Raw genomic sequence first — 18,068 nt, 5'->3', positions numbered from 1 at the left:
CAGTCCGCAGCACTGGTATCCGCCGCGACGGCCATCGGCTTGTTTGCCGTGGTGACGGATGACGGCTTTGCTTTCGTGGTGCGGGCGGGCGGGCGAGCGGCCAATGCAGGCCGGCGTAGTGCGCTTTGCGAGGCCATTTGCGGAGCCACGGCTCGAGACGCCGTCGATGCTCCCGTCTCTGCGACCCTGAACACCGCTACCGCGTCGCTGAGTGTGCGGGCCTGTCCAGCCATGGACTGCGCGGCCGCCGACGCTTCTTCGACCAGCGCCGCGTTCTGCTGGGTCACTTCGTCCATCTGCGCGACGGCCAGGTTGACCTGATCGATGCCAACGCTCTGCTCGGCCGAAGCCGCCGCGATCTCGTTCATGATCGAGCTCACGCGTGCAATCGACTGGACGATCTCGGTAATCGTCGTGCCGGACTGATCGACCAGCTCCGAACCCGACTGGACCCGGGAGGTCGACTCGGCGATCAATCCTTTGATCTCCTTGGCGGCGCCGGCGCTGCGCTGCGCGAGTGCGCGCACCTCGCTTGCGACCACTGCAAAGCCACGCCCCTGCTCGCCCGCGCGGGCGGCCTCCACCGCGGCGTTCAACGCCAGAATGTTGGTCTGGAAGGCGATGCCTTCGATGACCCCAACGATGTCGGCAATCCTGTGCGAATCACCGACGATGTTCTGCATCGTGCCCACCACCTGCTGCGTCAGTTCACCGCCTTTTACGGCCAGCCCGGATGCGCTCTGCGCGAGTTGGCTGGCCTGCCTGGCGTTCTCTGCGGTCTGCTTGACCGTCGAGGTCAGTTCTTCGATGCTCGCGGCCGTTTGCTCGAGCGATGCAGCCTGCTCTTCCGTGCGCTGCGACAGGTCAGCGTTGCCCGCAGCAATTTCGTTCACCCCGACATTGATCGACTCGGTGCCACCCCGCACGGCGGTGATCGCTGTACGCAGCGAATCCTGCATCTTCTGCAGCGCGGCAGTGAGCTTGCTCATCTCGTTAGCGCCCGTGACGACGATCCGGCCAGTCAGATCGCCCTCGGAGATACGGTTGAAGTACCCGATCGCCGCGTTGACCGGATCGACGATCGCACGCATCAGCATCATGCGCCCACCCAATGCGAGCAGGAATGCGGCGGCGAGACCGGCGGCCACCGCGAGGCTGACCGTGTGGAAGCGGTTTTCCGCGTCCTGGTAGCGACGCGCGCCACGATCGAGTTGCGCATTGATAAGCGCCGCCATCGCCGTCGAATACACGTTGAACAGCTTTGGCATGACGTGCGCCTGGAGTTGCACGAAGGCTTGCGTGTCGCCGGATTTGATCGCGGCGAGGGCTGGTTCCAGACCCTGGTGCAGGAATGCGGCACGCTTGTCCTGCATGTCCTTGAGAAGGGCTTGCTCCTCATCGCCATGGCCCGCGCGGCTCAAATAGTGAGACAGGTAATCGTTAGAGGCTTGCAGGTAGGTGCCCAGGCGGCCGAGTACGGCGTCCTGACCCGCCTGATCCTTCAGTTCGGCAAGCGATGCGTAGGTCGCAAGCGCGAGCCGCGCATTCAGCAATTTGACGGAATCCCCCTCGAGGTCGGCCACGGCAGGCGTATCGACGGTGTACATCTGGCGCAAGGATTCGTTGCCATCACGCATTGATAAAAGCCCGACCGCAGCGCCTACCGCCAGCAGGATCCCGAACAACGCGATCATCAGGTTAAGGCTGGCGCGAATCGACAGGTTTTTCAACATGCTTTGGGTCCCCCGGCAGATGTAGTTTCTATCTATTTGTCCTATGTATATCGGTTTGAAATGGCCGAACTTTAATCGAAATGGCCCCGCAGCCGATGTTCAATTATTTTTCCTGTTCATATTTTATGAACATCGAATAAAACTGAACAATCCTAAGCTTCGGTGCCAGCCGCCACTTTCCTTCCCGCCTCTCAAGTCCGGATCAAGGTCCGATACAGCTCGTTCGCCCTGCTCAGGTGAGCCCGCATCGCTTCGGCGGCCGCGTCACCATTGTGCTGGGCAATCGCCTCGACGATTCGCTCGTGCTCCGCCAGCGTCAATTCCTCCGCGCCCGGCGCGCGCACCATCGGCTGGTAGTACTCGCCGGCCCAGCGAAACAGCGACTCCACGATCGACGGGTAGATCGGATTGCCGCTGATCTGGGCAATCTCCCGGTGAAAGGCCATATCCCGCTCGATGAACTCCTCGAGATTGACCATCGAGGCGCGCTGCTGCGCGACCTTCAGTTGCAGCCGCGCGATGTCATCACTGCTGGCGCGCTCGGCCGCCATGCGTGCCGTGCCCATCTCGAGAAACATCCGCGCGGATTTCAGATGCTCGAGCATGTCTGGTTGCGTGCGCAGCATGTGCATCGCCCCGCCGGCCAGCTGCGCAATCAGACGCTCGGCGGTCGGCACCACGACGCGAGCCCGCTCGCCGTGCACGATTTCCACGATGCCGGAACGCTCAAGCGTCTGCAGGGCTTCGCGGATCGCCGGTCGGCCGACCCCATAGATTTCCATTAACTCGCGTTCGGACGGGAGATGGGCGCCAGGCGGAATTTCGCCCGAGCGAATCCGCTCCATCAGCCGGTCAAGCACCTCCTGGTACAGCTTTCGCCGCTGAATAATCTCAGCCATGTCAAAGTCCGCATGCTATATATGGTGTGATGACCTTACCACGGACTGGCCAGGCGTTGGAAGGCGCGTGCGCGGCCCGTCCGGCTCATTTTCGACGGGCGCCGCCGCGCGCTGAGCCGAAAAATCCCGCATCGCCGATCTGACCGCCTTTAAGCACGATTTCGAGGCCATCGCGCTGCGGCAGATCCGACCACACCCGGCACAACGGTGCGCCTGGCGCGAGTCCGGCAACCACGCTGAGCGCTGTGATGCCGAGCGCGCTGGCTACTTCGCCCGAGCTATCGCCACCGGCGACTACCACGCGCGACAGCTCGGCACGATCCAACAACTGGCACATCACGTCGGCCAACGCGCGGCCCACCTGGCGAGCCGCCACGTGCCGCGCGAGGCCCGCTGACAGCGCGATCGTATCGAACCCCGTGACAGCGGGATCGTCGGGACCTTCGGCGCTGTAGACGACCACGCTGACACCGCGCCGTACCGCCTCGACCGCCACGCTGACTACGCGTTCGACTTCTGCCTGCGCCGTGCGCTGATCCAGAGCGCTCGGCAAATCGAGCCGCTCCACGCAGAAGCCATTCGCACGCGCCCAGCGGATTTGCCCTGCGGTAACGGGCGAACAGCTACCGCTCACGGCCGCGATAACCGGCACGGGCGGCGCATCTGGCAGCGACGGCGTCGCGGGCAGCAGTCCGCACGCCCGCCACCACGCCGCCAGTGCATATTGCAGACCGGACGAGGAGGCGCTGAACACGCCCTCCCCGCGTCCCTCCCACACGAGACGCCCTGCCGCCGCCAGCGTCTCCTCATCGAGGACGTCGATCAGCACCACCGGCGTATCGCCGGCGGCGAGCGCCGCGAGCCGCGTGTCCGCGTCCGCAGCGCCACCGCGCAGTTGCAGCATGTCGATCAGTTCGATGCGGCGCGCCGTCTGCTGCGCCAGATGCAGCCCCAGGTCGGCCTCGTTCATTGGCGTGACCGGATGGCGCGACATCGTCGGATGACGGTCCAGCCGGTAGCCGACACCATCGACCGCAGCGAACAGGTTGCCGAACATCTGATAGCGCTTGAGCCGCGGTGCGCCGACGATCATCGGCGACCAGCCGCCGCCCATCTGCTGCACGCCGAGGTCGATCGCGCGGCCAATCGAGCCCACCTCGGCGGACGAATCGAAGGTCGAGCAGACCTTGTACTGCAGGATGGGCGCCCCCAGGGCGGCAAGACTTGCGAAGGCGGCAGGCAACTGGTCGTCCATCCACGCCGGCGCGCGGCCACGCGACGAGCCGGCGAGACCCACGCAACGCACCTCGGGAAAGCGCGCCAGCAGCGCTGGAGTCGGCGCTTCGAGACACAGCACGGTCGGCACGCCGGCCGCCGTGAGCGCCTCCATGGCATCGGTCGAACCGGTGAAATCGTCACCGTAATAGGCAAGCAGCAAGCCCTCAGGCCAGCTTGTCGCGGCGGGCGTTGCCGTCACGCCGCTCATTTCCAGAATTCCAGCGCGGCGGCGAGCGCTTCATGACGCTCGGCGTGTTGCGCGAGCGGCACCCCTTCGATCGCCGCGACCCACGCTTCGCGCATGGCCTCCACACCCGCCGCGATACCGCCCGGATGCCCAAAAATGCCACCGCCTGCCGCATGGATCAGATCAGCGCAACCGATCGCCCGATAAGTCTCGGCGGCCTGCAAGCCGGTTTGCCCCGAACTGAACACAGGCATCGCCGCCATAGGCGCCTGCGGCATCACCGGTGCGAGCACCGCACGCGCGGCGGCGATCACGCTGTCGTCCGGTTCGCTGAACTTGTTATGCAGACCGTTCACGTGCAGATGGTCCGCTCCGGCCAGGCGCCAGATCATCTGCCAGGGCGCGTAGTCCCAGCCGAGTTCCGCGCAGCGCGACAGATATCCCCAGCCGGCCCGATGCGCGTGAATCGGCAACTGCGTGTGGCGGCGCAGTTCATGCAGCCCCACCAGCCCCACCGAGTTGAGCACGGCCATTACGCAGGTGCCGCCCTCGGCCAGCACCAGATCGTGCCGCCAACGCATCTGGTCGAGGTCACCGGTCAGATTGAACGCGACCATCACCTTCTTGCCGGTGCGATCCGCATGTTCGTTGACCACACGCATCACCGCGCGCACACGTTCATCGAACGGGCAATGTGGGCCGTCGGCCTGTAGTTCGTCATCCTTGATAAAGTCGATGCCGCCCGCGACGAGCTCGCGCACCTGCTGCGCGGTCTCGTCGGGCGAGAGCCCGACACTCGGCTTGATGATCGTACCGATCAGCGGCCCGTGCTCGACGCCGCTCAGCCGCCGCGTACCCTCGATTCCGAATGCCGGTCCAGGATACGCGCGCGCGAACGAAGGCGGCAACTGCAAACCGGTCAGACGCAGGCCCGACACCTGGCGCAATTCGAACAGGTTGCCGGCGATCGTCGACATCAGGTTGGGCAGCGACGGCCCCATGTTCTCGATCGGCCAGGACAATTCGAGCGTGCAACGCTTGTAACGCGGCGACGCCATTCCGCCCCCCAGCGACGGCGCATTCGACTCGCCGAGCACCTCCAGCCGTTCCACCCGCGCGCCGGAACGCGCCTTCAGCTCTGGCGTTTCGGTCGCCAGCGCAACGAAGGTCCCGCTCGACTGCTCACCTGCGATCACCTCCGCCGCACGGCGCGGATCATCGCCCGTCTCGAGCCAGTAAGTGGCGTGAATGCGTTCACTCATTGCTTCAATCCTCCGGCCCGTGCCGGCCTGTTACGGGATGACAAAAGGGACCACAACGCGTACGTGCCGACGCTCACGTAATGCGTCGGATGCTCTCCGCGATCTCATCGTGGTCGAACACCTGCTTCCAGTCATCGCGCATGAGGCGCGGCTTGCCGAACTCGATTGCCTTGTTGCACGCGTCGGAAAACGCACCGGGGATTTCGTTGAAGATCACCGCGCTGAGGATGTTCATGTGCCCGAGCAGAAAGTCGCGCGCGGCCTCAGCCGGCACGCCTCGCTTGACGGTCTCGTCCATCGCCTCGCGCATCACCTGCAGCAAGGTGGCGCAGACCGTCTCCGAGAGACCCGGCTCGAGCAATGCCATCTGGTCGACGCTCAGGCGGTATGAGCGCAGAATCGGCGCATAGATCACCTTGGCGATGTCTTCGCCGAGGTCGAAGGCTTCGTCAGGACCCTGCATCAACGCGCTGGTGATGGATTGCTTCGCAAACGTGCCGCCGAAGAAATCCCGGCGCGCCCGGGTGTCCGGGTCGTCATTGAAGATCAACGGATGGCACGGGTGGGCAACGAAATAAGTCAGGTCCTTGCGATCCGGTAGATGGCCGGCAAACGGCGCTGCGGCATCGAGCGTCATGACCATCGTTCCCGCGCGTAGCTTCGGCGAAATTTCGTGACTCAGCTTGCCGATCAGCGTGTCGGGCACGGCAAGAATCACGACATCGGCGCTATCGAGCGCCGCGTCGACGGATACGCAGTCCACCCCGAGCTCATCCTTCAGCCGCTTGCGCCCGGCCTCGCCTACTTCGACGTGCGACACACGGTAAGCCGCCGATTTCAACAGATTGCTCGACAGACGAAAGCCCATCTTTCCGCCCGCGCCAAATAACGCGATTTTCTCGTTCATCTTTATTTCTCCTTGAACTCACCAACCTGTAAACAGGACATCTACTTAGTGCTGATGTGCGACACCAGGCTCACGTCCAGCTCATCCGTTGCTTGCTCGCTGTGCGTGTTCTTTCCCGCCACGAGCACAAGCACCGCCGAAACGAGCATCAACAGGCCGACGATCAGCATGGAGGCGTGATAAGAGCCGGTGCTGTCCTTTACGACACCCGTGATGTAGGGGGCAACGAAACCGGCCAGATTGCCGACCGTGTTGATCAACGCGATTCCCGCCGCAGCGGCCGCGCCTGAGAGGACGCGTGCGGGCAGCGCCCAGAAGTTAGGGAGTGCCGAAAAAATCGCGCAGGCGGTCACCGTGACGACGGCCATGCTCGCCGCCGGTGAATGCATATAGAGGGCGAGTGGAATGCTCACCGCCCCGATCGCCGAGGGGATCGCAATGTGCCATCTGCGCACGCCGCGCCGCGTCGCATCGCGGCTCCACAGGAATAGCGCGAGTGCTGCAGGTAGATAAGGAATCGCCGTGATCAAGCCCTTCTGGAACACATTGAAATGTGTGCCGAAGCGGCCTTCGAAGCCGCCGATGATGGTCGGCAAGAAGAACGCCAGCGCATAGAGTCCGTAGATCAGGCCAAAATAGATCAGCGCGAAAATCCATACGTCACCGCTCATCAGCGCTGCGCCTCCACGCAGTTGACGCGGCGTGGCCGCTTGTCTCCTCGCGCGCTCTTCGTTCTCGAGTTCGGCGTTAAGCCACGCCTGCTCCGCATCCGTGAGCCACTTCGCCTGCGACGGACGGTCAGCGAGGTAGAACCAGGTCAGCACGCCGATCAGGATGGCCGGCACCGACACACCGAAAAACATGATGCGCCACCCTGCCAGTCCAAAGGCGCCATGCGCTTCGATCAGCAGCGCGGCAACCGGTGCGCCGATCACGGTGGTGAGCGGCTGGCCGAGGTAGAACAACGCGAGGATGTGGCTGCGATAGCGCGCCGGCACCCACATGCTCAGAAACAGGATCGCGCCTGGGAAAAAGCCCGCTTCCGCGACGCCGAGCAAAAAGCGCAGCACATACAGCTCATGCACGCCGCTCACCCACGTGAACAGCATCGCGACGATGCCCCACGTCACCATGATCCGTGCGAGCCAGCGCCGCGCACCGAACTTATGCAGCGCGAGATTGCTGGGGATCTCAAGAAAGATATAGCCAATGAAGAAGATTCCGGCAGCGAGCCCAAACTGCGCGGCGTTAAGGCCGAGATCGTTAGCCATACCGTTCGGTCCAGCGAATGAGATCGCGGTCCGGTCGAGGAAGTTGATGAAAAACATCAGCCCCACGAACGGCACCAGGCGCATCGAAACCTTGCGTATCGCCGACCGCTCGACCGGATCTGTCACTGCGTTTCCCATCACCTGTCTCCGCTTTTTGGCGCTATTCGAACTGCACGCAGTCGAAGGGGCCGAGTTCAAACAGCGCGATCTTTCCGCTGATCACACGGACGGTACGTGGCTGCGACGTCAGATTGGCGAGGACGCCTTTGAGGTTGCCCCGTTCATCTCGCACAGCTACGCATGCGACCTCGCGTGGATGGCGCGCATAGCAGACGAGCCGCGGCTTGCCCGCCATTCGCGCCAATACCTGCGCGACATAAAAGATGGGATAGCGTCGGGTTTCCTCCGCGGCACTTGCCAGCCCGCGCGGGCCAGTCAACGCCCCGAGCGTCAGACATTCGAGGCCCGCGCCAGCGAGGGCCGCTGCGTAGCCCGCGAGCCAGGCCGCACCGAACTGGGCATGCTGGCGCGGGTCGTCGCAGGCCATCGCAATGCGCTGCCGATGTGGGTTCGGCATCACACGCGAGCCATACGGGTTCTGCCGCATACCGAGCGATATCGGACCAATCGCATAAGCCTGCGCGCCGATCAACGCCCGGCACGAACGCGTGATATGCGGCACGGCTTGCAGCGTTTGCATGACGCTGCGGTCATCGGCGGCGTGCACGATGGGACAGGTTGCGTGCGTGACCCAGTCGACCAGCATCAACGGCGGACGCTTGCGGTTCAACTCGGTGAAGTAGCTGAGCATGCCGCCGCCGAGGCGCAGCGCGGGGAACACGCGCCGGGCCGCCAGGTACACCTCGTCGAGAGGTGGACAGTATGGGCTTTGACTGCCAGGCGGATTCGACTGCTGGTGCACAGCAGGACTCACCACGATCCCGCTGAGTGTCAGACCAGCCTCGCAAATCTGAGCGGCGATCGTTTCCAGTTCTTGCAGCGGCGCGGCGACGCCGGGCAACGCGCATTCCAGCACCGCCGGAATCGCACTGACGCGCTGCAACTGCGCGAAGCGCGTCAGCTCGTCGGTGCTATGGCCCGCTAGCGGATCGAAGTGCAGGCTCAACTGCTGTGGTCCAAGTTGCGCGAGCAAATCGAGGTTGGCGAGCGCGGCGTCAACCTCGTCAGGCGCGATCGCAATACCTAACGCTGGCATCGATTCGCTGCCTTCGGCCAGTTCGATCACGCTGGTGTCGTCCACACCCTCGCCTTCGTCTGGCCCGGTGGCGATAGAAGGCGCCACGCCTGATTCAACCGTTGTCACGCGAAGCTCGACCGACTGTTCGTTGCGCGTGTCCGTCTCGATCACATACGGCCATGGCAATTCGAGGGGGCGTGAGTAGGTCTTGAACGACGCGTCCGACCAGTTCCGCTGATCCTCCATCTCGAACGTATCGCCCGTCAGCGCGACGCGTATCGAGAGCCCGCAAGCGAGCCGGTGCTCGATCGCGCGGATATCCTTGAACGGCTGCCACGGGTCGATCAGTTCCGGAAACTTCGAATCCTCCACCGCGCCGTTGCTGTGCTCGACACGCGCTGGCGCGCCAGCGACGCCGTCGATCGGATGCAGTACGCAAAAGCCGCAACGTGTGGTTAGAAAATCGCTAGCCGCCTTGCTCGTCGCGCGGTACGCCAGCGTGCCGGACGCATCGCATTGAATCGTGGCGTCGTAGGCCACGCGCTGCCCGTCCGGGTTGGTGCAAAGCGCGGTGTAAGACACGCGAAATGCATTGGCATCCTGATCGATTTTCATGCCGCCCGTTTGCGGCACACAGGTACCCCAGTCCTTGTCGCGCACGACGTAGGCAATCGAACGGATCACTTCGATGCCGCCAAAGCGGATATCGCGCAAAGCACCGTCAACCAGCAGGGCAGACCACGGCCCTGCCCTCAGCAAGCGCTCTTCGGGCTGCGTTTGCGTGGTGCCGTAGAGCAACCCGGCGAGCGTGGCGGCGCCGTTCATCAGTGCGCCACGCCCGCAGCAGACCCACGCGAGGATCCGGTTGCGCCGTTATCCGGTGCCGTTCGGCGCATCTCGTCCAGTGTTTCCAGCGCAATTGTGCGGCCGCTTCTGGCGGACTCGTAGGTCGCCTCGACGAGCTGCAGCGTTTTCAGATTGTCGCGCCCAGAGGTGGCCGGCTCGACTCCGCGACGCAAACACTCCACCCAATGCGCCTGGATTTTGGCAACGCTGTCCTGGATCGCCTCCCACGGTGCGGCCGACCAGCTATGGTGCTGCGGCAGCGCGGTTTCGTGCTGCGTCCCGGCGCGCGTGTGAATCTCCAGGCGGTAATCGGTGAACAGGCGTAACGTGCCTTCGGCGCCGTCGATCTCGAGCAGCGTCTGCGGAAACCGTTCCTGCGGCAGACGCGACGCGTAGCTGCAATCCACCACGCTCGTGACCCCAGACGCGTGACTGAGCAGGACCGTCGCCACGTCTTCGCCGGCAATCTGCGGATTCACACGCGTCGTGGTCGCACTGAGCCGCACGGCGTCGCCAAACAAAAATCGCGCGATGTCCAGCGCGTGAATGCCGAGATCTTCGACAATGAAGCGCTCGTTCTGGGCCAGATACGGCTGGCCGCTAAACACGTCGAACGCGGAGCGAAACGATACGCGCCCCCAGAAAGGCTTGCCGATCCGCCCTTCGCGCAACGCACGACCCGCAGCCTGGATGGCGGACTGCCAGCGGAAATTTTCATGCACCATCAGCGGCACGCCGGCACGCTCGCACGCCGACACCATCGCCTCGCCGTCGGACAGGCTGAGAGCAAACGGCTTCTGGCAAATCGCAGCCACGCCCGCAGCAGCGGCCAGTTCCACAAGCGTGCGATGGCTCGCAGCCGTGGTCGCGATATCGACGAAGTCCAGACGCTCGCTGCGCAATAGGTCCGCCGCATCCGTGTAGAGGCGTTCGACGCCGAACTCGCGCCCTGCTGTCTGCAGACGCTCGGCGTCCGCATCGCACAGCGCGATGATCTCAGCGCCCTCGATCTCTTTCCAGGCATGCAAATGGTTGCGAGCAAAGAAGCCGCAGCCGATCAGCGCGCCTCTTGGCGTCGCGCGGTGGCGCGGTTCCTCCGGTGTTTTCGTTTCGCTCATTCTCAGGCCCCCGTCGCGGCCTGCTTTTGCAGGGCGAAGCGCTGCTGGACACGTCGCTGGACCTGATCGACCACGACCGCCGCGACGATCACCACGCCCTTGATGACGGTCTGCCAGAACGCGCTGACGCCCATCATCACGAGGCCGTCCGAAAGAATGCCGATCACGAACGCACCCACAATCGTGCCACCTATCTTGCCGCGCCCGCCTGACATCGACGTGCCGCCCAGCACCGCTGCAGCGATCGCGTTCAGCTCGAAGGTTTCGCCGCTCATGGGATGGGACGCGACCAGCTCTGACGAGATGATCAACCCGACGATGGCCGCGCAGAAACCGGAAAACATATACACCGTCATCTTGACGCGATTGACGCGCACGCCCGAGAGCTGCGCCGCGCGCTCGTTGCTGCCGATCGCGTAGATCTGCCGGCCCAATGGCGTGCGAGCCGCCACATACGCAGCGAACAGGCCAATCACCACCAGCAGCCAGACAGTGCCCGGCACGCCGAACAAAGTCGCGCTGCCAAGCAGCGGAAAGCCGGTTGTCCCATAGTCCGGATTGCCGGTCAGATTCGGGAAGGTCTCACCGCCCGAGGACAACAGCGCAGCGCCGCGCGCAATATAGAGCGTGCCGAGCGTAGCGATAAACGGCGCCACGTTGAGTCGCGTAATGAGGACCCCGTTCAGTGCGCCGATCAGCACGCCGGCCGCCAGCGCGACGAGAATCACGACCGGTACGCTGAGATAGAGCGTGTACCCGCCAAGCGGTATGCCGTGCAAAATCAGGCCGCCTGCGACCATCCCCGAGAGCCCGACGATCGAGCCGACCGACAGGTCGATCCCGCCTGCAACGATCACGAAGGTCATGCCGATCGCGAGAAATGCGTTCAACGCGACGTGCCGCGACATGATCAGCAGGTTTGCAATGCTCAGAAAGTTATGCGCCGCGAACGAGAAGAAGATCAGGACCGCAAACAATGCGATAAATGTTCTCAGTTTCAGCAGAAGCAGCAAGGGCGCTTCGCCGATGCTCGAAGCAGGCACCACGCTTTTGATGGCAACCGTCATATGAAGGGTCTCCAGTGTATAGATCGCAGACGAGGCGAACGGGCTATCTCGCTCACGCTGCGGCGAGCCGGTCATGTCCGTCGTGTCCGTCTTGTCCCGGCTGCGGTGCCGTACCGTGCCCCGTACGATGCCCCACTGCCGAGGCCGCCACGAGCGCGTTATCGGATGCCTCGGCCGCATCGAATTCGGCGGTAATCCTGCCGTTCGACATCACGAGAATCCGGTCGGACAGCGCCTTCACCTCCTCCAGATCGGACGTGACGAAGAGGATGCCGAGGCCTTTGACGGCAAGATCGCGCATGACCTTGAAGATGTCCGCCTTCGCGCCGATGTCGATCCCGCGGCTCGGCTCGTCCATCAGCAATACCTTCGGCGAGGTCATCAGCGCACGCGCAATCACGACCTTTTGCTGGTTGCCGCCGGATAGCGAACTGACCGGCAGCCGCCAGTCCGCCACCTTGATCGCGAGATCGCGGATGTAGCTGAGGATCGACGCGCGCTCCTGCTGTGTGCGGATATCGAAGCCACGTGCAAACGCCGCCAGATTCGACAGCGTCATGTTGCTGCCGACCGAGAGAATCGGCAGCAGCGCGTCGGCCTTGCGATCTTCCGGTATCAGTGCGAGGCCATCGGCCACGCGTCGCGCGATGGGCTTGCCGGCCAGCGATTGGCCCGCCAGCACGATCTCGCCACCGGCATGCGGATGACAGCCGAGGATGCACTCGAACAACTCCGAGCGTCCCGCACCCATCAGGCCGTAGATGCCGACAATCTCGCCTGCGTGCAGCGTCAACGAAACGTGATCGACCAGAAAGCCGCCGCCTTTGCGCGGCAACGAGACGTTGCGCGCAGTCAGCACCTCGGCACCACGCTCATGTCCAATGGGTCGCGAAAAATCCTTGGTATCGCGGCCCACCATCATGCGCACGATCCATGGCACGTCGACCTGCGCCATCGGCTGATGACCGGTGATGCGGCCATCGCGCAATACCGTGATGTAATCGCCGATGCGGATCAGCTCCTCCAGCCGGTGCGAAATATAGACAATCGAAACGCCCTGCGACTTCAGGTCGGCGATCACCTGAAACAGCACCTCGACTTCAGCGGCGCTCAGCGCCGAGGTCGGTTCGTCGAGAATCAGGATGCGGGCATCGTGAGCGAGCGCCTTGGCGATTTCCACCAGTTGCTGCTGGCCGATGCGCAAGTCCTCCACCAGCGTGTCCGGGCTCACGTCGAGTTCGAGCCGCTTGAGCAGTTCACGCACTTTCGCCCGTTGCGCGTCGGCGTCGATATCGATGCCGGCACGGGTGATTTCATGGGCAATAAAGACGTTCTCGGCAATCGACAGGTTCGGAAACAGGTTGAGTTCCTGGTACACGATACCGATGCCGTGCCGCAGCGCCTCGGCGCTGCTGGCGAGTTCGACCGGCACGCCGTCGAGCAGCAGGCGGCCCATGCTCGGCTGTTCTGCGCCGGCAATGATCTTCATCATCGTCGACTTGCCAGCGCCGTTCTCGCCCACCAGCACATTCACCGCACCGCGCCGTACGGCGAAATTCACTTCTTTTAGCGCGATCGTGCCGGGATACACCTTCGTCACGCCCTCGACGCTGAGAATCACGTCATCGAAGCCGGCGTCGTTGTCGTGGCGGTTGCTGTTGCTGCCCGGCGCGTTCATGGCTTATCCCCAAGCGCGATGGAGACGGGCACGACTTCCGGCTGGTCGCTGGTGCCGTCGAAAGAGAACGTGCCAGTTACCGTTATCTGCTGGCCCTGCAGACCCTGGCGCGGCAGCGGCGTCATTACATGCGTCACCGCGTAGGCGTTCAACGCAGTGCCAAAGCGGGCGTAATCGATCTGGTTCTTGAAATCGGAAAACGACACGAAATCGAGCGAGTCGCGCAAAGCGGTACCAAGCAGCGTCGGACCGATATCGACGATGACATCGGCCTTGCCGCTGCCGCTCGTGTCCACGCCTAACGTCCCCTCGCTCGAGGACGTATCGACCGAGACGATCTTGCCGTGCAGCGTGGTGGGGAAATTCCACGGCGCGCCGTCGTCCTTGCCCCGATAGCCGTATTTCTTGCCCGCGGCGGCCGCATCGGCGCTCACGGCATCGCGCAGCGTGCCGTAAGCGGTGGCGCGCTTTTCGATGTCCGGCACGATCTTCGTTGCCCACATCGACGCGACTGCGGTGTTGGGGTCATACGCCGACGCGTAAGGATCCGATGATCCCTGAGCACTCGCGGGTTCGTTCTTGACGAGTTTGCATCCTTGCAATCCTGCAGTCGCGGCCACGACGAGCACCGCGCAAAGCGCACCTCTCATGGAGGACCTCCCGGTGGGCCGAACGATGATCGGCATTGGCCGGGGCGGTATATGCCCCGGCTGCGCCAACTCAGCGCAACGCGAACATGTCCAGCTTCTTCGCATTCATTTTGGTAATCAGCGAGCAGTCGATCAATTGCTTTTCCGGCTTGCCGGTGGAACCGGTCTTCAGAAACTTGTCCGCCTGATCGACCGCTTCAGTCGCAGCCAGCGCAGCCGGTTGCAGAACGGTCGCGCGGATATCGCCGCGCACGATGGCGTCGCGCACATCGTTGCTGCCGTCGAAGCCGACCACGATCACGTCGTCGCGTTTGGCGGCCTTCAGGGCGGCAGAAGCGCCCATAGCCATCGTATCGTTGCCGGCAATCACGCCCTTCAGATCAGGATGGCTCTGCAGAATGGTCTCCATCACGGAATACGCTTCTGTCTGGCTCCAGTTGGCGGACTGGCGCTCGACCATCTTCAGGTTCGAAAACTGGTCGATCACGTCGTGATAGCCCTTCGAGCGAATGGCGGCGTTCAGATCCGCCTCACGCCCGAGCAGCTCGACATAGTTGCCCTTCTCGCCCATCGCCTTGACGAAAGCGCGGCCGCCCAGTTGAGCGCCCTGGTAGTTGTTCGAGACGATTTGCGAGACCGCGATACCTGTAGCGTTGATCTCGCGGTCGATCAGGAACGACGGAATGTGAGCGGCCTTGGCTTTCTGGACCGCGGAGATCGACGCTTCAGAGCCGGCGTTGTCCAGAATGATCGCCTTGGCGCCGCGAGCGATGGCCGTATCGACCAGTTCCATCTGCTTGTTGGCGTCGTCGTCATGCGAAAGAACGATGGTGTCGTAACCGAGCGCCTTCGCGCGGGCATTGGCCGTATCGGCTTCGGCCTTGAAGAACGGGTTGTCGTGGGACGGGGTGATGATCGCGATCAGATCGGCCGCGCTTGCCGCACCGCTCGCGACAAGGGCGAAGGTCGTCGCGGCGACGGCTAACCAGCGCTTTGAAGCTTTCATGTCTGTCTCCATTAGGTTTTTTGCACCTTTACGGCCGCCGGGGGCGGACGAGCGCTGTTTTTTATCACTTCAAACACTGACTTCATCACTCATGCGCTCATGATGTCATGATACCAGTCGGCACGTGTTTGGAAAGGGCTTGATCGCCAGGGTTTTCGATAGGGATGGTGGGGTGCGGTGGTGATTGAAGGGCGGGTGAAAATTGTTGTAGACGACTGGTCTACTCCGGGGTAAAGTCCTCCCATGGCAACCGCAAACACATCCGAAACCATCGACGTCCGCGAGAACATCATTGCCGTTGGTCAACGGCTGATCGGCGCCAAAGGCTTTTCCGCCGTTGGCCTGAATGAGATTCTCTCCGAGGCCGGCGTGCCGAAGGGGTCGTTCTACCACTACTTCGGTTCGAAAGATGCGTTCGGTGTAGCGCTGCTCGAGAGTTACTTCGAGGAGTATCTGGACGACCTCGACCAAACGTTCGCTCAGGCCGGTCTGAACATGGCGCAACGGTTGATGAACTACTGGCGGATCTGGCAGGAAACCCAGTCGTTCTACGACTGCCAGGGCAAATGTCTCGCGGTCAAGCTGGGCGCCGAAGTGGCGGACATGTCGGAAGCGATGCGCGCCACGCTGAATCGCGGCACGGCGGGAATCGTCAGCCGGCTGGCGCGGGCCATTGAAACCGGGGTGGCCGAGGGCTCGCTTTCGATCGAGGGCGATCCGCAGAGCGTCGCGCAGAGTCTTTACCAACTCTGGCTGGGCGCCAGCATCATGGTCAAGATCGTTCGCAACGTGGCGCCCTTCGAAATGGCATTGATGACAACGCGGCAGATGCTCCACCTTGCTCCCTGAAGAATCGGGTGGGCAAGCGCACTTCTCCGGAAGTGCTTTTTTTGGGCCCAAGTACTATACGACTGGTCTACTATAAGCAAACGATTCACTGACCGATTCACTCGCCCGACGGAGAAGCAACATGAAAGTACTGATGGTTCTGACCTCGCATGACCAACTGGGCAACACAGGCCGCAAGACGGGTTTCTGGCTTGAAGAACTTGCCGCGCCCTACTACGCGTTCAAGGACGCCGGTGTGGAAATCGTGCTGGCGTCACCCAAGGGCGGCCAGCCGCCGCTCGATCCGAAGAGCAACGAGCCGGCCAATCAGACCGAGATGACGCGCCGCTTCGAACTGGACCCGGAGGCTACGGCGCAACTTGCTGCCACGGTGCAGCTCGACAGCGTCTCACAGGCGGACTTCGATACGGTCTTCTATCCGGGCGGTCATGGCCCGCTGTGGGATCTCGCTGAAGACAAGAACTCGATCGCCTTGCTCGAATCCTTCATTGCCGCCGGCAAGCCCGTCGCGCTGGTCTGCCACGCACCTGGCGCGCTGCGCCACGTCCGCACGCCGGATGGCGCTCCGCTCGTCGAAGGCAAGAAAGTCACCGGCTTCACCAACTCCGAGGAAGCCGCCGTCGGATTGACCGACATCGTGCCGTTCCTCGTGGAAGACGAACTCAAGGCCAAAGGTGGCATTTATTCGAAGACCGACGACTGGGCGCCTTACGTCGTCGCGGACGGTCTGTTGATCACGGGACAAAACCCCGCGTCCTCGTCGCCAGCCGCGGCCCTTCTGCTTAAGCACCCGGCGCTTTCCGCAAAGTGAAAACCGCGCGCCGCTGAAGGCGCGCGGCGATGAACACCTCTGACCGACAAACAGCAGATGGAACCGGTCGGGGCCAGCGTCGTCGCCGATTTCGGCAAGCTCGACGTGCTCATCAACAACGCGGGATTGATGCCGATCCGCCCGATGTCCGAGGTGAAGACGGACGAATGGGATGCAATGATCGACGTCAATCTCAAAGGGACTTTGTACGGTATCGCGGCGGCACCGCCGCGCTTCATCGCTCAGGTCGGGAACCGCGAAGGAAACCGTGCTACGTCAAACCAATCAGGAGTTTTGAAGACCGGGGGTGCGCAATCGAGGTCAGTATTTCGGGCTGCGCCAAGGTGAATGTGTTGCGACAAGGCCGGAGGTCTGAGCCATGTTAGCGCGCGGCTTGCAACCTCGCGTGGCAAACGCAAGGCGACAATCTAACTTTTCGCCGATGACAGATCGATGCGCTTGCGCTGCAGGAACCGGCGCACGGCCGGATCACGTTCGAGTCCGATCGCGAGATCGTACGCGTCGAGCGCTTCGACGGTCGCGCCGGCACGTGCGAGCAGATCGGCGCGCGCGGCCCAGTACGGCTGGTAGTCGACCAGCCGCGGATCGTCCGCATACGGCTCGAGCGCGTCGAGCGCCGCCTGCGGGCCGTCCCGTTCCGCCAGCGCGAGCGCGCGGTTCACCGCGACCACCGGCGACGCAGCAATCGCGAGCAGCGCATCATAGAGTTGCACGATCTCATCCCAGTTCGGGCGATGCGTGCGGCAGCGGTACACGTGCGCCGACTGCAGCGCGGCCTCGAGCTGAAAGCGTCCGATTGCGTTGCATGCGCTCGCGCGCCGTAGCAGTGCGTTTGCTGTGTCGATCATCGGCGTGTTCCAGGTCTGCGGATCCTGAGCCGACAGTGGCACATAGTCGCCAGCCGCATCGCGTCGAGCATCGCGCCGCGCCTGCGCATACAGCATCAGCGCAAGCAGACCAAGCGTCTCTGGCTCCCCGGGCAGCAGTTCGACGAGCAGTTGTGCAAGAAACAGCGCCTCGCCGGCGAGATCGCGCCGCACGGTATCGCCGCCGACCGGGTCGGTCCACCCTTCCGCATACGCGGCATAGACCGCTTCCAGCACTGCAGCGAGCCGGCCAGGCAACTCCTCGCGCTCGGGCACGCTGAAGGGAATGCCCGCTTCCCGGATCTTGGTCTTCGCCCGCACGAGGCGCTTGGTCATCGCGGCGGGCGACATCAGGAATGCGGACGCAATAGTCTTCGCTTCGAGCCCCAGGACCACCTGCAGCATCAGCGGCGTGCGAATT

The 18,068-nt window shown here is 63.2% G+C and carries 16 protein-coding genes; 3 read left to right on the top strand and 13 right to left on the bottom strand.

The genetic code is table 11. The features are described 5' to 3' along the window. From M0954_RS22925 to M0954_RS22870, 12 genes are all read right to left on the bottom strand, one after another. On the bottom strand, positions 1-1,733 hold a 1,733-nt coding region (locus M0954_RS22925), incomplete at its 3' end, for a methyl-accepting chemotaxis protein (protein ID WP_297355665.1). Positions 1,734-1,924: 191 nt separating this feature from the next. After that, positions 1,925-2,632, bottom strand: a complete 708-nt coding sequence (locus M0954_RS22920) for a transcriptional regulator NanR (RefSeq protein WP_297355663.1) — start codon at positions 2,630-2,632, stop codon at positions 1,925-1,927. Between the two features lie 85 nt (positions 2,633-2,717). Further along, positions 2,718-4,118, bottom strand: coding sequence for a 3-oxo-isoapionate kinase OiaK (gene oiaK, locus M0954_RS22915; protein ID WP_297355661.1), 1,401 nt, complete (start codon positions 4,116-4,118; stop codon positions 2,718-2,720). Next, positions 4,115-5,359: a ribulose-bisphosphate carboxylase large subunit family protein gene (locus tag M0954_RS22910; RefSeq protein WP_297355659.1), complete on the bottom strand. Its 1,245-nt coding sequence runs from the start codon at positions 5,357-5,359 to the stop codon at positions 4,115-4,117. The genes oiaK and M0954_RS22910 overlap by 4 nt, the downstream gene beginning before the upstream one ends. Before the next feature lie 73 nt (positions 5,360-5,432). After that, positions 5,433-6,266: a phosphogluconate dehydrogenase C-terminal domain-containing protein gene (locus M0954_RS22905; protein WP_297355657.1), complete on the bottom strand. Its 834-nt coding sequence runs from the start codon at positions 6,264-6,266 to the stop codon at positions 5,433-5,435. 41 nt (positions 6,267-6,307) lie between these two features. Beyond that, positions 6,308-7,675 carry an MFS transporter gene (locus M0954_RS22900; RefSeq protein WP_297355655.1) on the bottom strand — a complete coding sequence of 456 codons (1,368 nt, stop codon included), beginning with the start codon at positions 7,673-7,675 and terminating at the stop codon, positions 6,308-6,310. A gap of 22 nt (positions 7,676-7,697) precedes the next feature. Further along, the gene (locus M0954_RS22895) at positions 7,698-9,560 is read right to left on the bottom strand and encodes a hypothetical protein (protein WP_297355654.1); all 1,863 of its coding nucleotides are present in this window, start codon (positions 9,558-9,560) and stop codon (positions 7,698-7,700) included. Further along, on the bottom strand, positions 9,560-10,699 hold the full coding sequence (locus M0954_RS22890; RefSeq protein WP_297355650.1) for a Gfo/Idh/MocA family oxidoreductase: 1,140 nt from the start codon (positions 10,697-10,699) through the stop codon (positions 9,560-9,562). Before M0954_RS22890 ends, M0954_RS22895 begins: the two co-directional genes overlap by 1 nt. 2 nt (positions 10,700-10,701) lie before the next feature. Then, positions 10,702-11,766, bottom strand: coding sequence for an ABC transporter permease (locus M0954_RS22885; RefSeq protein ID WP_123385813.1), 1,065 nt, complete (start codon positions 11,764-11,766; stop codon positions 10,702-10,704). Positions 11,767-11,818: 52 nt separating this feature from the next. Further along, the gene (locus tag M0954_RS22880) at positions 11,819-13,444 is read right to left on the bottom strand and encodes a sugar ABC transporter ATP-binding protein (RefSeq protein ID WP_123384211.1); all 1,626 of its coding nucleotides are present in this window, start codon (positions 13,442-13,444) and stop codon (positions 11,819-11,821) included. Beyond that, positions 13,441-14,094: a DUF2291 family protein gene (locus M0954_RS22875; RefSeq protein ID WP_297355649.1), complete on the bottom strand. Its 654-nt coding sequence runs from the start codon at positions 14,092-14,094 to the stop codon at positions 13,441-13,443. The genes M0954_RS22880 and M0954_RS22875 overlap by 4 nt, the downstream gene beginning before the upstream one ends. A gap of 70 nt (positions 14,095-14,164) precedes the next feature. Beyond that, positions 14,165-15,100 (bottom strand): D-ribose ABC transporter substrate-binding protein, encoded by a 936-nt coding sequence (locus tag M0954_RS22870; RefSeq protein ID WP_297355647.1) that lies wholly within the window; start codon positions 15,098-15,100, stop codon positions 14,165-14,167. 243 nt (positions 15,101-15,343) lie between these two features. On the opposite strand from M0954_RS22870, the gene M0954_RS22865 reads away from it, so the two are divergent. From M0954_RS22865 to M0954_RS22855, 3 genes are all read left to right on the top strand, one after another. Beyond that, positions 15,344-15,949 carry a TetR/AcrR family transcriptional regulator gene (locus tag M0954_RS22865; protein ID WP_122154464.1) on the top strand — a complete coding sequence of 202 codons (606 nt, stop codon included), beginning with the start codon at positions 15,344-15,346 and terminating at the stop codon, positions 15,947-15,949. A gap of 121 nt (positions 15,950-16,070) precedes the next feature. Further along, on the top strand, positions 16,071-16,760 hold the full coding sequence (locus M0954_RS22860; protein WP_297355645.1) for a type 1 glutamine amidotransferase domain-containing protein: 690 nt from the start codon (positions 16,071-16,073) through the stop codon (positions 16,758-16,760). A gap of 39 nt (positions 16,761-16,799) precedes the next feature. Then, complete coding sequence (locus tag M0954_RS22855; protein WP_297355667.1) at positions 16,800-17,108, top strand: SDR family oxidoreductase; 309 nt, start codon at positions 16,800-16,802, stop codon at positions 17,106-17,108. 80 nt (positions 17,109-17,188) lie between these two features. Here M0954_RS22855 and M0954_RS22850 read toward each other — a convergent pair. After that, on the bottom strand, positions 17,189-18,068 hold an 880-nt coding region (locus M0954_RS22850), incomplete at its 5' end, for a DUF6596 domain-containing protein (protein WP_297355643.1).

The organism is Paraburkholderia sp. (genome assembly GCF_026225065.1).
Classification (GTDB): domain Bacteria; phylum Pseudomonadota; class Gammaproteobacteria; order Burkholderiales; family Burkholderiaceae; genus Paraburkholderia.
This window is presented reverse-complemented; position numbering and strand designations above follow the sequence as displayed.

Bases quoted from the DNA above. Each gene is read 5' to 3' on its own strand.
- M0954_RS22920 (WP_297355663.1), bottom strand. From the start codon at position 2,632: ATGGCTGAGATTATTCAGCGGCGAAAGCTGTACCAGGAGGTGCTTGAC.
- oiaK (WP_297355661.1), bottom strand. From the start codon at position 4,118: ATGAGCGGCGTGACGGCAACGCCCGCCGCGACAAGCTGGCCTGAGGGC.
- M0954_RS22910 (WP_297355659.1), bottom strand. From the start codon at position 5,359: ATGAGTGAACGCATTCACGCCACTTACTGGCTCGAGACGGGCGATGAT.
- M0954_RS22905 (WP_297355657.1), bottom strand. From the start codon at position 6,266: ATGAACGAGAAAATCGCGTTATTTGGCGCGGGCGGAAAGATGGGCTTT.
- M0954_RS22900 (WP_297355655.1), bottom strand. From the start codon at position 7,675: ATGGGAAACGCAGTGACAGATCCGGTCGAGCGGTCGGCGATACGCAAG.
- M0954_RS22895 (WP_297355654.1), bottom strand. From the start codon at position 9,560: ATGAACGGCGCCGCCACGCTCGCCGGGTTGCTCTACGGCACCACGCAA.
- M0954_RS22890 (WP_297355650.1), bottom strand. From the start codon at position 10,699: ATGAGCGAAACGAAAACACCGGAGGAACCGCGCCACCGCGCGACGCCA.
- M0954_RS22885 (WP_123385813.1), bottom strand. From the start codon at position 11,766: ATGACGGTTGCCATCAAAAGCGTGGTGCCTGCTTCGAGCATCGGCGAA.
- M0954_RS22880 (WP_123384211.1), bottom strand. From the start codon at position 13,444: ATGAACGCGCCGGGCAGCAACAGCAACCGCCACGACAACGACGCCGGC.
- M0954_RS22875 (WP_297355649.1), bottom strand. From the start codon at position 14,094: ATGAGAGGTGCGCTTTGCGCGGTGCTCGTCGTGGCCGCGACTGCAGGA.
- M0954_RS22870 (WP_297355647.1), bottom strand. From the start codon at position 15,100: ATGAAAGCTTCAAAGCGCTGGTTAGCCGTCGCCGCGACGACCTTCGCC.
- M0954_RS22865 (WP_122154464.1), top strand. From the start codon at position 15,344: ATGGCAACCGCAAACACATCCGAAACCATCGACGTCCGCGAGAACATC.
- M0954_RS22860 (WP_297355645.1), top strand. From the start codon at position 16,071: ATGAAAGTACTGATGGTTCTGACCTCGCATGACCAACTGGGCAACACA.